At 32.2% G+C, this 13,262-nt stretch carries 16 protein-coding genes and 1 tRNA gene; all 17 read left to right on the top strand.

The features are described 5' to 3' along the window. Position 1: 1 nt before the first annotated feature. The 17 genes from ruvX to HNP65_RS05080 all read left to right on the top strand — a co-directional run bounded on the left by ruvX (position 2) and on the right by HNP65_RS05080 (position 13,261). Positions 2-610, top strand: coding sequence for a Holliday junction resolvase RuvX (ruvX, locus tag HNP65_RS05000; protein ID WP_184619219.1), 609 nt, complete (start codon positions 2-4; stop codon positions 608-610). A gap of 4 nt (positions 611-614) precedes the next feature. Next, positions 615-691, top strand: a tRNA-Arg gene (locus HNP65_RS05005). Positions 692-716: 25 nt separating this feature from the next. After that, positions 717-1,787 (top strand): aminopeptidase P family protein, encoded by a 1,071-nt coding sequence (locus HNP65_RS05010; RefSeq protein ID WP_184619220.1) that lies wholly within the window; start codon positions 717-719, stop codon positions 1,785-1,787. Beyond that, the gene (locus HNP65_RS05015) at positions 1,784-2,035 is read left to right on the top strand and encodes an AtpZ/AtpI family protein (RefSeq protein WP_184619221.1); all 252 of its coding nucleotides are present in this window, start codon (positions 1,784-1,786) and stop codon (positions 2,033-2,035) included. The genes HNP65_RS05010 and HNP65_RS05015 overlap by 4 nt, the downstream gene beginning before the upstream one ends. After that, the gene (locus tag HNP65_RS05020) at positions 2,013-2,393 is read left to right on the top strand and encodes an ATPase (protein ID WP_184619222.1); all 381 of its coding nucleotides are present in this window, start codon (positions 2,013-2,015) and stop codon (positions 2,391-2,393) included. Before HNP65_RS05015 ends, HNP65_RS05020 begins: the two co-directional genes overlap by 23 nt. After that, the gene (gene atpB / locus HNP65_RS05025) at positions 2,377-3,219 is read left to right on the top strand and encodes a F0F1 ATP synthase subunit A (RefSeq protein WP_184619223.1); all 843 of its coding nucleotides are present in this window, start codon (positions 2,377-2,379) and stop codon (positions 3,217-3,219) included. Before HNP65_RS05020 ends, atpB begins: the two co-directional genes overlap by 17 nt. A 24-nt stretch (positions 3,220-3,243) precedes the next feature. Then, positions 3,244-3,495, top strand: a complete 252-nt coding sequence (locus HNP65_RS05030) for a F0F1 ATP synthase subunit C (protein WP_004100570.1) — start codon at positions 3,244-3,246, stop codon at positions 3,493-3,495. Between the two features lie 14 nt (positions 3,496-3,509). Then, a complete protein-coding gene (atpF, locus tag HNP65_RS05035) occupies positions 3,510-3,995 on the top strand; it encodes a F0F1 ATP synthase subunit B (protein WP_004100568.1) in 486 nt (161 codons plus the stop codon). Continuing rightward, the gene (locus HNP65_RS05040; protein WP_184619224.1) at positions 3,992-4,543 is read left to right on the top strand and encodes a F0F1 ATP synthase subunit delta; all 552 of its coding nucleotides are present in this window, start codon (positions 3,992-3,994) and stop codon (positions 4,541-4,543) included. The genes atpF and HNP65_RS05040 overlap by 4 nt, the downstream gene beginning before the upstream one ends. Positions 4,544-4,547: 4 nt before the next feature. After that, positions 4,548-6,071: a F0F1 ATP synthase subunit alpha gene (gene atpA, locus HNP65_RS05045; protein WP_004100563.1), complete on the top strand. Its 1,524-nt coding sequence runs from the start codon at positions 4,548-4,550 to the stop codon at positions 6,069-6,071. A 6-nt stretch (positions 6,072-6,077) separates the two neighbouring features. Continuing rightward, entirely contained in the window at positions 6,078-6,899 is an 822-nt protein-coding gene (gene atpG, locus HNP65_RS05050; RefSeq protein ID WP_184619225.1) for an ATP synthase F1 subunit gamma, read from the top strand. A 22-nt stretch (positions 6,900-6,921) separates the two neighbouring features. Beyond that, complete coding sequence (gene atpD / locus HNP65_RS05055) at positions 6,922-8,334, top strand: F0F1 ATP synthase subunit beta (RefSeq protein WP_184619226.1); 1,413 nt, start codon at positions 6,922-6,924, stop codon at positions 8,332-8,334. A gap of 44 nt (positions 8,335-8,378) precedes the next feature. Continuing rightward, complete coding sequence (locus HNP65_RS05060) at positions 8,379-8,654, top strand: F0F1 ATP synthase subunit epsilon (RefSeq protein WP_004100557.1); 276 nt, start codon at positions 8,379-8,381, stop codon at positions 8,652-8,654. Positions 8,655-8,658: 4 nt separating this feature from the next. Beyond that, positions 8,659-9,477 (top strand): DegV family protein, encoded by an 819-nt coding sequence (locus HNP65_RS05065; protein ID WP_184619227.1) that lies wholly within the window; start codon positions 8,659-8,661, stop codon positions 9,475-9,477. Between the two features lie 39 nt (positions 9,478-9,516). Beyond that, positions 9,517-9,987 (top strand): hypothetical protein, encoded by a 471-nt coding sequence (locus HNP65_RS05070; protein ID WP_184619228.1) that lies wholly within the window; start codon positions 9,517-9,519, stop codon positions 9,985-9,987. An 11-nt stretch (positions 9,988-9,998) separates the two neighbouring features. Then, the gene (locus HNP65_RS05075; RefSeq protein ID WP_184619229.1) at positions 9,999-10,529 is read left to right on the top strand and encodes a ribosome hibernation promotion factor; all 531 of its coding nucleotides are present in this window, start codon (positions 9,999-10,001) and stop codon (positions 10,527-10,529) included. 104 nt (positions 10,530-10,633) lie between these two features. Further along, the gene (locus HNP65_RS05080; protein WP_184619230.1) at positions 10,634-13,261 is read left to right on the top strand and encodes a GAF domain-containing sensor histidine kinase; all 2,628 of its coding nucleotides are present in this window, start codon (positions 10,634-10,636) and stop codon (positions 13,259-13,261) included. Position 13,262: the final 1 nt, after the last annotated feature.

The following is a 13,262-nucleotide window of genomic DNA, read 5'->3' on the forward strand; positions in this document are numbered from 1 at the left end:
AATGATAATAGCAATAGACTATGGAAATAACAAATGCGGATACGCAATAGGAAACAACTTTATTTCAAAAAGTGGCACTGTAAAAACTAAAGATATTATGAAAATTATCTCAAATACCAAAAAAATCGTCATGGGCATACCATTGTCGATGAGTGGAAATTACTCAACACAGAGCCTTAAAGTTCTAACATTTGCAAATAAATTAGTAGAAAAAGGATACGATGTTTTTTTAATAGATGAACGGCTAACTACAAAAATGGCAAGCTCCTTTGGTATTAAAGATGATGACGCCTTTAGCGCAAGACAAATCTTTATGGATTTTGTACAAAATCCAAGTGTTGCTCAAAAATTTAGAAAAGAAAAATTTTTAAATTTAGATCTAAGGGAAGAAAACGTATTATTTTATGAAGTTCCACCTTCAAAAAAGATTAAAGCTGACGCACTAACCAAAGATTATTCAATAGCCTTTTTGCACTTAAGTATTGGAAATTTTACATATTCAAATCCCGATACACTTGACAAAAAATATAATATAGTCATTACAAAAAAAGAATTTGAAAAAAATGGGAAGAATTTTTTGAAAAGTGGTGGTAAAATTATATTAGTTTAGGTAAGTGCCTGTAGCTCAATTGGATAGAGCCCTGGACTCCGGATCCAGAGGTTGCGGGTTCAAATCCCGCCAGGCACACCAAGTGAAAAATGAAAGGGGGAAAATGATGAATTTAGTAAATTTACTAAACGAAAAAGGATTAGATACTTTATTAGTTCTTAATTTTGAAGGCTCTAACAAACCAACTACAAGATTTATTTCTGGTTTTAGTGGAAGCTTTTCTGGTATAATATTTTCAAAAGATAAAAGGATAATTGCAACTGATTCAAGATATTGGGAACAAGTAAAATTGGAATCAGAATTTGATCTTGTAAAGTTCAAAGGTGATAAAAAATTTTTAGATCTTATAGTTGAACTCCTAAAAGATATTAAAGCAAAAAACGTTGGAATTGAAAAAGATAAAACGTCAGCAAAAGTTATGGAATATTTAATCAATAAGCTTGATGGTGTTGAATTTATAGATGTCTCACAAGAGCTTTTAAGGCTTAGAGCGGTTAAAACAGATGAGGAAATTGAATTAATAAGGAAGGCAATTTATATTGCAGAAGAAGCTTTCAAAAAAACTCTGGAAATCGTTAAAGTTGGTATGACTGAAAAAGAATTTGCAGCTTACCTTGAATACCAAATTAAAATGCTTGGTGGAGATAAATTTTCATTTGATACAATCGTTGCGTCCGGATGGCGTGGTTCCCTTCCACACGGAATAGCAAGTGAAAAAACCATAGAAAAAGGCGAGCCTGTTGTTGTTGACTGGGGAGCATTTTACAAAGGATACGCAAGTGATTTAACTAGAGTATTCTGTATCGGTGAGCCTTCTGAAGAAGTCAAAAAAGTTCACAATGTTGTATACAAAGCTCAAGAAAAAGCTATAGAAATTGCTAGAGCATCTTTAACAGGTGCTGAAATTGACCTTGCTGCTAGAGAACACATTAAAGATGAAGGATACGGAGAGTATTTTGGACACTCATTAGGGCATGGTATAGGATTAGAAGTACATGAAGAACCAAGATTAAGTTATTTAAACAATGAAAAATTACCAGCAAATTCCGTTGTAACTGTAGAACCAGGAATTTATTTACCAAACAAGTTTGGTATTAGAATCGAGGACGATATTCTGCTCACTGAAAGCGGCTGTGAAGTTTTAAGTAGTCTTCCAAGAGATATTTTTATAGTATGAAAAAGGACAATGTCATAAAAGAATTAAACAAATTAAACCTTTTAACTCTTTTTGGAGCAACGGTAATAGGTAATATCGTAGTAGGCTATTTTATTGGAAAATGGCTTGATAAAATTTTTGAAAAAGACAAATTATTCGTAATTATTTTTCTGTTTTTCGGTGCTATATCTGGTATTTATAACGCTATACGGCAACTACTGAAAGAAGTTGAAAAGGTTGATAAAAATGAAAGACGAAAAAATAGTTAAACAATTTATTTATGTTATAATATTTATAGCTTTAATTGTAATAACTATTGGTAGTATTATTACAAAAAACAAAACGACGTTTATAGTAAGTTACATTTTAGGTACACTTGGCGCAATTTTATACATAATTTCGCTATATCACGATATAATTAGTCTGAATTTGAAAAGAAAAATCAGCAAAAAAGGATATTACATTCGTTACATTTTTTCAGCCAGTATTTTTCTTTTAGTGGGAGTCATTTTTGAAGAAAAACTCACAGCAATTATTAGTGCTTTTTTAGGATTGATAAATGTAAAAATTTCTGCGTATCTAGTGGGCTTTTTATTTGGAGGTGGCTGGCATGAAAAAAAAGATTAGCACAGGTCTTTTAATATTTTTAATAATTTATACTGTAGTTGGAATTATCAATGCCATCTACTTTGTACCGAAAGACACTGCTGAGGTAACAAAAGGACTTGCCAACAGATGGATAGTACAATTTTCTGATACAAAAGCTTGGTACACACGAATTAATCCTCTAACTCTAATAATGAGTTGGGCTATAATTATAGGCCTTATTATTTTCGCAGTACGCGTTGGAAAAAATTTTAAAGTTATTCCAGATAGAAAGCAAGCTCTATCTGAATCTGTAATGGACTTTATGTATGAAGTTGTAGAAAGTGTTATTGATGATCCAAAGTTTGTAAAGCCTACCTTTATGATTGCAACCACCTTGTTTATCTACATATCGATCGCTAACATAATTGGTGGTGCAATTCCAGGTATAAATGTAAGTGTGATAGATGGTCACGTTAAATTTACTCTCTTCCAGGATACTTGGTTTTCACCAACCGCTGATCTGAATACAAATCTAACTTATGCATTAATGGTCTTTGTAATAAGCCATGCGTTTGCAATTAAAGCAAAGGGATTTGGTGGATGGCTTAAATCATGGATGGAACCAACACCAATAATGCTTCCGATGAATATCATTGGTGAACTTGCAAAACCAATCTCTCACTCTTTAAGGCTTTTTGGAAACATTGGTGGAGGTGCAATTTTAACATTTATGCTCTCGTATCTAGTTAAGTATCTATTTATGCCTGTTGTATTTTGGGGTTACTTTGGTATGTTTGTCGGTTTGGTTCAAGCACTTGTGTTTTCAATGTTAGCAGTTGCATATATTTCAGAAAAAATATCATAAATCTTTAAGAGGAGGTTGGTACTTATGGAAAAAAGCTTGGCAGATGCATTAATCATCATGGGTAAAGCAATCGGTGCAGGTCTTGCAATGGGTATAGGAGCTATTGGTCCTGGTATAGGTGAAGGTAACATTGGTGCACATGCAATGGATGCAATGGCAAGACAACCTGAAATGGTTGGAACAATCACAACTCGTATGTTACTTGCAGACGCTGTTGCTGAATCAACAGGTATTTACTCCCTTTTGATTGCTTTCTTAATACTTCTTACATTATAATGTGAGGCGATATTATGGATATGTTTGAAATTAATTTGACATCAGTTGTGCAACTGATGAGTTTTTTGTTACTTTTATACTTCTTAAAGAAATTCCTCTACGATAAATATTTTGAGGTTATGGACGCAAGAAAAGAAAAGATAGAAGGAGAAATAGCAAAAGCTGAACAATTAAGGAAAGAAGCTGAAAAGCTTAAAAATGAAGCAACAGAAGAACTAAGGAAAATTAGAAGCGAAGCTGATTCAATAATTAAAAAGGCAAAAGACGAAGCTGAAAATATTATAAGCGATGCCAAGAAAAAAGCTGAAGATGAAGCTTCTAAAATCATAGCTGCAGCAAAAGATGAAATTGAAAGGCAACGTGCAGAAATGATAAAGGAAGTGGAACAAAGGGTTGGAGAAATCGCGGTTGCTCTTGCAATGAAAGTTCTCAAAGGCACATTGGACGAAAAGGCAAAGAGGGAATATCTTGTGAAAGTTTTAAAGGGGTCTGAAAAATGAGATATTCTGTTATAGCCAGCAAATATGTTAAAGCGTTATTGATTGTCGGGCAAAAATTAAATAAAATTGAAAAATATGGTGAATTTCTATCTTTTGTAAAGGATATTTATGGAAGTTTTGCAACATTTTTCAACAATCCAATTGTAAAACCAGAACAAAAGGTTCTTGTAATAAAACAAGCATTTGAGGAAATTTTTAAAGAAAGCCCAGATGAAGCTTTCTTAAACTTTATCAATATTGTTTTTGAAAACAAAAGAGAAAAATTTATTCCTCAAATGCAAGCACTTTATAAATATGCTGCTATTGATATTGAAAATAAGATATTGGTTAATGTTAAAACTGCTGTAAAGTTATCAGACCAAGAGATAAAAGTTATAAATGATTTTGTAGAAAAATATGTCGGTAAAACCCCTGTAATTGAAGAAACAATTGACGAATCTTTAATTGCAGGAGCAGTTATAGAATTTGCTGGAAAAATGATAGATGTGTCAATAAAGGGAAGAATGGACAAGATTGCTAAGGAAGTTTTTTTCTTAAGAAAGGGGTGAAATCTTGAGAATAAATCCCGGAGAAATTGTAAAAGTACTTGAATCAAAAATTGAAGGATTTAAAGAAGAAATTAATTTAGAAGATGTTGGTAAGGTTATACAAGTCGGTGATGGAATTGCAAGAGCATACGGCTTAAATAACGTTATGGCCAATGAAATGGTTGAGTTTGTTGAAACCGGGACAATAGGTGTTGCATTTAACTTAGAAGAAGATAATGTAGGTATAATAATTCTAGGTGATTATAAAGGAATTAAAGAAGGACATACTGTAAGAAGATTAAAGAAAATAATGCAAGTTCCTGTTGGTGAAGCACTCCTTGGTAGAGTTGTAAACCCACTTGGTGAACCTGTAGATGGCCTTGGACCAATTGAAGCAAAAGAGTTTAGAGATGTTGAAGTAAAAGCACCTGGTGTTATTTACAGAAAACCAGTTGATACACCTCTTCAAACAGGTATAAAAATAATTGATGCTTTGATTCCAATTGGAAGAGGTCAAAGGGAATTAATAATTGGTGATAGGCAAACAGGTAAAACTGCAATAGCAATTGACACAATAATAAACCAAAAAGGAAAAGGTGTATATTGTGTATATGTTGCAATAGGTCAAAAAGCATCTGCTGTTGCAAGATTAGTTAGTAAACTAAAAGAAGCAGGAGCAATGGAATACACCACAGTTGTTGTTGCAAGTGCTGCAGATAATGCCGCATTGCAATACATTGCTCCATACGCAGGCTGTGCAATGGGGGAATACTTCCTCTATAATGGAAAAGATGCATTAGTTATTTATGATGACCTTTCAAAGCATGCTGTTGCATACAGACAACTTTCTCTTTTACTTAGAAGGCCACCTGGACGTGAAGCTTATCCAGGAGATGTTTTCTATTTACACTCTAGACTTCTTGAAAGAGCAGCAAGATTAGATGAAAAATACGGTGGAGGCTCTTTAACCGCTCTACCAATTATTGAAACTCAAGCAAATGACATATCCGCATATATTCCAACAAATGTTATTTCAATAACTGATGGACAAATTTATCTTGAACCATCTCTATTCTATGCAGGGCAAAGACCTGCTGTAAATATAGGACTTTCTGTTTCCCGTGTTGGTGGAGCTGCACAAATCAAAGCCATGAAAAAGGTTGCAGGTTCATTAAAACTCGACCTTGCACAATACCAAGAACTTGAAACATTTGCTCAGTTTGCTACAGAACTTGATCCAGCAACTCAAGCACAAATTACTAGAGGTCAAAGATTAATGGAACTAATGAAACAAGAACAATACGCTCCTATGGAAGTTGAAGAACAAGTTGCTGTTCTATATGCAGGTATAAACGGCTATCTGGATGATCTTGAAGTGGAAAAAGTAAGACTCTTTGAAAAAAAATTAATAGAATTTCTAAAAGATAAAAAGTCAGAAATTTTAAACAAAATTAGAGAGGAGAAAGATCTTTCAGAAGAAACTGAAAAAATGCTAAAAGAAGCAATTGAAGAATTCAAAAGTGAATTTGTCAAAGTATATGGGAAGTGATGCTAAATGAGTAGAGGAAAGTTACTTTCAATTAAAAAGAGAGTTCAATCAACCGAATCACTAAAAAAAATCACCAAGGCAATGGAAATGGTTGCTACTGCCAGAGTAAAGAAAGTAGAAAAAAATTTGGAAGGTGTTAGAGAATTTTTAAATGAAACAAAGCGAATTCTTGAAAATATAGAGTTTGTAGGTAATCATCCATTTATAACCGGTGAAGGGAAAAAAGCTCTAGTCGTTATTTCAACCGATATGGGTTTGTGTGGTGCTTTTCCAACTGAGATAGGAAGAGCCGCATTGAATTTTGTTGAAAAAGAAGGTATTGATTACGTTTATGCGATAGGAAATAAAACAATTCCCTTCTTTAAAAAGCATAAAAGTACCAGGAGAATTTATGAAAGAATTTATGATGTTCCTACATTTGATTTTGCCAAAACATTAACAAATGATTTAGTAAATGATGGGGTTGGAAAAATTTTTGTAGTATACGGAAAATTTAAAAATAGACTTATGCAAAAACCTGAAATTGTACAACTTACCCCAATTGAAATTGAAAACACCAAATCTTCAAGATATGAATACGAACCTGAACTAGAAAATCTAGTAGATTCAGCTCTGGTATTTTATGTAGCAACAAGTATATACTCTTACGCATATGAAACAAAAGTTAGTGAATTATACTCACGACAAAATGCTATGAGAAATGCTACAGAAAACGCTGATGAAGTGATTAGAGAACTTACTCTTGAGTTTAATAAAGAAAGACAAGCTTCAATAACCCAGGAGCTTATTGAAATAGTTTCTGGCGCTCAAGCACTGCAAGAGGAATAATTTTAAAGGAGCGTGATATAAAGTGTCAAAAAAGTCTAAAGGAAAGATCCTAAGAGTAATTGGTCCAGTTGTTGACGTGCAATTTGAAGAAGGAGATCTACCTGATATATACGATGCTCTTGTTGTCATAAATCCACAAACAGGAAAAAAATTAGTACTTGAAGTTGAACAACTAATTGGTGATAACGCTGTTAGAACTGTTGCACTTGATACAACAGATGGTTTGATGAGAGGATTAGAGGTTGAAAACACAGGAGAACCTATTAAAGTACCTGTTGGAAAAGGTGCTCTTGGTAGAATGTTTAATGTTATTGGAGAGCCTATAGATGGTAAAGAAAATGAAATCAAAGACGTTGAATATTGGCCAATCCACAAAGCTCCACCTTCAATCACTGAACAATCAACATCAGTTGAAATTTTAGAGACTGGTATAAAAGTTATTGACCTTCTTGCTCCATTCCCAAAAGGTGGAAAAATAGGATTTTTCGGCGGTGCTGGTGTTGGAAAAACAGTTTTGGTTATGGAGCTTATTAGAAATATAGCAATTGAGCACCACGGATTTTCTATGTTTGCAGGAGTTGGTGAAAGAACTAGGGAAGGAAATGAATTGTATCTTGATATGCAAGAAGCAGAAGTTTTAGATAACACTGTCCTTGTTTTCGGGCAAATGAATGAGCCACCAGGAGCAAGGTTTAGGGTAGCATTAACTGCATTAACAATGGCTGAATATTTTAGAGATGTAGAAGGAAGAGATGTATTATTATTTATTGACAATATCTTCAGATTCGTTCAAGCAGGTAGTGAGGTGTCGGCGTTACTCGGAAGAATGCCATCTGCTGTTGGTTACCAGCCAACATTAGCAACCGATATGGGTGAATTACAGGAAAGAATTACTTCAACCAAAAAAGGGTCTATTACTTCAGTTCAAGCAATTTACGTTCCTGCAGACGATATTACTGACCCTGCACCAGCAACTACATTCACTCACCTTGATGCAACGGTTGTTTTGTCAAGAAGAAGGGCTGCACTTGGTCTATATCCTGCAGTTGATCCTCTTGATTCAACATCAAAAATGCTCGATCCTAACATTATTGGCCAAGAACACTATGAAGTAGCAAGAGGTGTCCAAGAAATATTGCAGAGATATAAAGATCTCCAAGATATTATTGCTATTCTTGGTATGGAAGAACTTTCTGAGGAAGATAAATTAATAGTTCAAAGAGCTAGAAAAATAGAAAGATTCTTAAGTCAACCAGTTCACGTTGCTGAAAAGTTCAGTAACATTCCTGGAAAATATGTTCCTATAAATGAAACAATTAGAGGATTTAAAGAAATATTAGAAGGAAAATATGATGACTTACCAGAAATGGCCTTCTATATGGTTGGAACAATTGATGAGGCTGTTGAAAAAGCAAAGCAATTACAGAAAAAATAATGCGTGGGCAAGTTGCTCACGCATTTTATCTGGGAGGGATCATTTTGAAGCTAAAAATTTATTCACCAAACGGTTTAATGTTTGAAAAGGATGTTACCGTGGTAACTGTTAGAACTGTTGAAGGGGAAATGGGATTACTTGAAAGGCGTGCTCCAATAATTGCTAAACTAAAAGTTGACAAAGTTGTTGCAAAAGATAACACACAAACATACGAATACGTTATTGATGACGGTTTTTTACATTGTGATGGCGAAAATGTTATAATAGTAACAGAGGATATAAAAAAAGAAATAGATCCACATAAGTATTTGGGAGGATAGTTATATGATTGCATTTATAGCTGATTCTTCCTTTGATATGCCAAATGTTAAAACAAAATATCCAATACTCTTTGCCCCACTAAGGGTTATAATTGACGGTAAAGAGTTTGTAGACAAAGTTAATTTAACAGTTGATCAATTTTACGAGATGCTTAAAGATGCAGAAAATTTTTCAACTTCTTTGCCTAACCCTAAAGAAACTGAAGAACTAATTAAAAAGTTGTACGATGAATATGACAAAATATACATGCTTTCATTATCAAGTAAATTAAGTGGAACATTTAATATGTTCCAAATGATAAGTCAGAATTTTAAAGACAAAGTAAAGGTATTAGACTTAAAAACCACAAGTATAGAATCATACGCAATTTTTAGAAAACTAGTTGAATATGCAGAAAAAGATATAGAAATCACACAAGATATAGTTGATAAGATAAGAAAAAATTTAAAAATGTACTTTGCCGTTATGGATTTAAAATACCTTGAAAAAGGCGGACGAATTGGAAAAGCAAAGGCTTTACTTGGAAAGATGTTAAAAATAAAACCAATTTTGAGTGTTGATGAAACGGGTGCCGTAGAATCAATTGCAATGGAAAGAAAACTTTCTTCACTTGTAAATAAGCTTATTGAGCTTGGTGAAAGCTTCTTAAAAGAACATCAAATAAGCGATCCGTATTTTTTAGCAGCCTATGGTAGTAAAGAATATAAGAAATATATAGATAGATTAGTGCAACATTTCAATATAAAGGATATTACTCAAATAAGCGCAGCAGTCGGAATCCATACTGGTCCAGAAGTCTTTGGATTTGTTGTCAGTAGTTAATATTTGAAAGGGGGGAATGGAGGAATTAGCCTCCACATTATGGAAAAAAACCTTTCTAAGTTATTTTCAGCCAGCCTTCCTGGTGATGACCTCGTAGCTTTTGTATCTGTATTTTTCTCACTAGGCTTTGCTGCAAATTTCTTTTTCAGTTTCACAAATAAAAGTATTTATATATCTAATACGATATTCTTGGTAGGGATCCTTGGCTATCTTTTAATAGCATATAAATGGTGCTCAAGTTTACCAGAATTTCTTAAAAATAATGTTTTAATTTTCTATAACTACGTTATTTTATCTATTTTGTTTTGTTTTTTATCATATTTCTTTCCCTTGTTATTTCTTATTTCCGGCTCACTTGTGATATCATTAATAATAGCGATAGATAAAAAGATACATCAAAGTAATATATTTTTAAAAATTATGTTCATATTATTAACGTTAACTTTTTATTTGCTAGAATTAGCACCAGATGTAAACTTTAGACTTAGAAATCTGAAAGAAGAACTTTAGGAGGTGGTTTTATGGATTACAGAGTATCTGCAAAAGGATTTGATTTAACAAATGCTGTAAAAAATTATATTGAAAAAAGATTTCAAAAGGTTGATAGGGTTTTAGAAGACGAAGTCCATCTTGATATTAAATTAGAAAAAGATGCTACTAGTTTTATTGGAAAAGCAATGATGCATTATCTCGGCAAAGATCTTGTAGTTACAGAAACTTCCGATGATATTTACAACTTAATTGATATCCTATCAGATGCATTCGAAAAAAAATTAAAAAGGGAAAGAGAATATGCAAGAACTAGAAATAAATCAAATTTGAAGGGTCTTGGTGAGGTCTTTACAGACGAAATGCCTGTAGAAGAGTCTAAAGAAAAGATATCATCAGTTAAAAGAGTAAATCTAATGATAACAAGTGTTGAAGAAGCAATCGCGCAAATGGAAGTTATGAATCATGAATTCTTCGTTTTTAGAAATATGGAAACAGATGAAATCAATATGTTAATTAAGGGAAAAGATGGTAATTTCGTTTTATATGAATTTCAGGAATAATTAAAATCTAATACAAAATTTCTAATGGCTTCGGACTCTTCCGAAGCCATTTTATTTTTTTAATAGGTTATATTTTATGTTAAAATTAGATTGGGGTGATTTTAATGATAGAATATTCATTAATATATGAGGCTGTAAATAACTTGTTTGAAAAAGGATATCCAAATGAAAGTTTGGAAAAGTTAGTTGATTCATTAAAAAAACATCTTAAAGTCAATGAATTAAGTTTAGCAATCTTTGAAGAAAGAAAAAATATTTTCAGGATAGTTGCTGGTATCAATGCTGGAAAAAAAATAAAAGCTAATGATGAAAATTTCAACAAACAGATTATACCTTTAGAATTTGAAGGTAGAAAAATAGGCGCAATAATAGTAGGAGGAAAATTTGAAAAAGATCAAATTTTTATAGATGAATTTTCAAAGTTTTTTGCGTTAGTTTATGATCTTTTCTTAATTAATAGAAGAAAAGAAAAATTAGAAAAGATACTACAACTTACAGACATATTTGAAAAAAGTGATAGTCTAGGAGAGCTCAAAAAAAATTTTGTAGGAAAACTTTATAAGTACATTCCAAGTGAATTTGTGTTTTTAGCCAAAAAAGCAGGAGAAGATTATTTTATTGAATATTCCTATCCAGTTGAACCTTCTGAAAGTTTAATACCAGGTTTTTCTGATTTTTCAATAAATGTATTTAAAAGTGAACCGCAAATTTTGAGAAGCATCAATATAGATTTTAAAAATTTTAATGTAAAAATAAAGTCGGTAATGAGTATACCTTTAAACGGCACAGAAGATGGGTGGTTGATTTTCATAAACAAACTACACGGTGAAGGATACATCCCGGAAAAAAGTTATGAAGATTTTGATCTAGAACTTGTGGTTGCCTCAGTAAAAAGATTCCAACTTGCAATCTCAAGACTTGTGTATTATAAAAAGCTCCAAAATGAAATTGACAAACTAAATGAACTAAAAAAAGAACACGAAAGGTTAATAGAAGAGCAAAAAGAGCAACTGCGAAAAATGAGCATAGTTCACTATATCAGTCAGGCAATGCGAAGTAGTAGTGATCCAAAAAATGTCTTGAAGATATTATTAATAGGTCTTACATCCGGAAGAACCCTTGGATTTAATCGAGCACTTTTACTTTTAAAAGATTTTGAAAAAAATTCTCTTATCGGTAAAGCATGGATTGGACCTGCAAATGAAGAGGAAGTAGAAACAATATGGAAAAAAGCAAATCAACGTGCTATGAGATATGCAGATGTGGTTCAATACCTCCGTGAAGAATCATTGGGCTTAGATCTCGAGGGAGAATTAACTAAGCAAATTAAAGATAAGATTATTCCATATGGTGCTAGTAGATTTCTTGAAAGGGCTGTTCTAAGAAGAAAAATTGTTCATGTTAACAAAAAAATTTTAGACGGATTAGAAGAAGTAGATTTTCTAGTACCGCTTCTTGGAGTAGATGAATTTGTAATTGTACCTTTAATAGGTAAGAATGACACAATCGGGGTTGTAATATTAGACAATAAATTTTCAAAGCATGAAATTGATAGTGTAGATATAGAAATCTTAAGACTTATCTCGGATAGTGCAGGGCTTGCAATTGAAAATTCAATAAATTACCAAGAGTTAAAAGAAAAAACATTGAATCTTGAAAAACAAAAAAATCTTGTAGAGTATTTAAAGGAATTTTCGGATCTTATTTTACAAAATCTTTCAGCAGCTGTTGTTGTCTTAGGAAAAGATGGTAAAATAACCGAATGGAATGAAAGAGCAGAATATTACTTTGGTAGAACAAAAGAACAAATGTTAGAAAAAAGATTAGCCTTTTTAGGTGGGGAATTTGAAGATATAGAAAGTATGGCTCTTGAAGTGTTAAAATTAAAAGAAGAGATTAAACTTTCAAATTACCTAATACCAGTAATGGGACAGGAAAAATACTTTGATGTATCTTTTTCTCCACTATGGGACTCTGAAAGAATAATTCTTAAAGGTGTAATTGTAACTTTTGAAGATGTCTCGGAAAGAGTTATTTTAGAAAAAGAAAGAAAGAAGCAAGAAAAATTAGCTGCACTTGGTGAAATGGCTGCAAGAGTTGTTCATGAATTAAGAAATCCAATTTCTGTTCTCGGAGGATTTGTAAAGCGACTTGAAAAATACGCAAATGATGAAAATAAAAGATCAAAATATTTAAAAATAATATCCGACGAAATTGTAAGGCTTGAAAGTATTGTTTCAGAAATTCTTGAGTTTAGTAGAGATAAAAAAATTATAGAATTTTCAGAATTCAATTTAAACGAATTGATTTCTGAAGTCTACATTCTACACGAAGATAGGATTAAGGAAAAAAACATACTCTTTGAATTTAAGACAGATCAGGAAAATATAGAAATTTATGCGGATAAATCTAGAATCAAGCAAGTTTTAATAAACTTAATTCAAAATGCTATTGATGAGACACCTATTGGTGGTAAAATAATAATAGAGGTTAAAAAGTTATTAAAAACTGTACAAGTAAAAATATGGAATGAAGGAAAACCTATATCAAGAGATATTCTTGAAAAATTATTTACCCCATTTTTTACTACAAAGGTACACGGTACAGGTTTAGGTTTACCGATCTGTAAGAAAATAATTGAAGATGAACATAATGGAAAAATTTGGGTTGAACCCGATGAAAATGGGAATGGATTTATATTCGAATTACCTTTAGAAAACAAGGAGGATTAGT

The sequence above is a fragment of the Thermosipho japonicus genome, from assembly GCF_014201655.1.
Classification (GTDB): domain Bacteria; phylum Thermotogota; class Thermotogae; order Thermotogales; family Fervidobacteriaceae; genus Thermosipho; species Thermosipho japonicus.

Excerpts from the sequence above, each read along its gene's own strand:
- ruvX (WP_184619219.1), top strand. The coding sequence starts at position 2 with ATGATAATAGCAATAGACTATGGAAATAACAAATGCGGATACGCAATA.
- HNP65_RS05010 (WP_184619220.1), top strand. The coding sequence starts at position 717 with ATGAATTTAGTAAATTTACTAAACGAAAAAGGATTAGATACTTTATTA.
- HNP65_RS05015 (WP_184619221.1), top strand. The coding sequence starts at position 1,784 with ATGAAAAAGGACAATGTCATAAAAGAATTAAACAAATTAAACCTTTTA.
- HNP65_RS05020 (WP_184619222.1), top strand. The coding sequence starts at position 2,013 with ATGAAAGACGAAAAAATAGTTAAACAATTTATTTATGTTATAATATTT.
- atpB (WP_184619223.1), top strand. The coding sequence starts at position 2,377 with ATGAAAAAAAAGATTAGCACAGGTCTTTTAATATTTTTAATAATTTAT.
- HNP65_RS05030 (WP_004100570.1), top strand. The coding sequence starts at position 3,244 with ATGGAAAAAAGCTTGGCAGATGCATTAATCATCATGGGTAAAGCAATC.
- atpF (WP_004100568.1), top strand. The coding sequence starts at position 3,510 with ATGGATATGTTTGAAATTAATTTGACATCAGTTGTGCAACTGATGAGT.
- HNP65_RS05040 (WP_184619224.1), top strand. The coding sequence starts at position 3,992 with ATGAGATATTCTGTTATAGCCAGCAAATATGTTAAAGCGTTATTGATT.
- atpG (WP_184619225.1), top strand. The coding sequence starts at position 6,078 with ATGAGTAGAGGAAAGTTACTTTCAATTAAAAAGAGAGTTCAATCAACC.
- HNP65_RS05065 (WP_184619227.1), top strand. The coding sequence starts at position 8,659 with ATGATTGCATTTATAGCTGATTCTTCCTTTGATATGCCAAATGTTAAA.
- HNP65_RS05070 (WP_184619228.1), top strand. The coding sequence starts at position 9,517 with ATGGAAAAAAACCTTTCTAAGTTATTTTCAGCCAGCCTTCCTGGTGAT.
- HNP65_RS05075 (WP_184619229.1), top strand. The coding sequence starts at position 9,999 with ATGGATTACAGAGTATCTGCAAAAGGATTTGATTTAACAAATGCTGTA.
- HNP65_RS05080 (WP_184619230.1), top strand. The coding sequence starts at position 10,634 with ATGATAGAATATTCATTAATATATGAGGCTGTAAATAACTTGTTTGAA.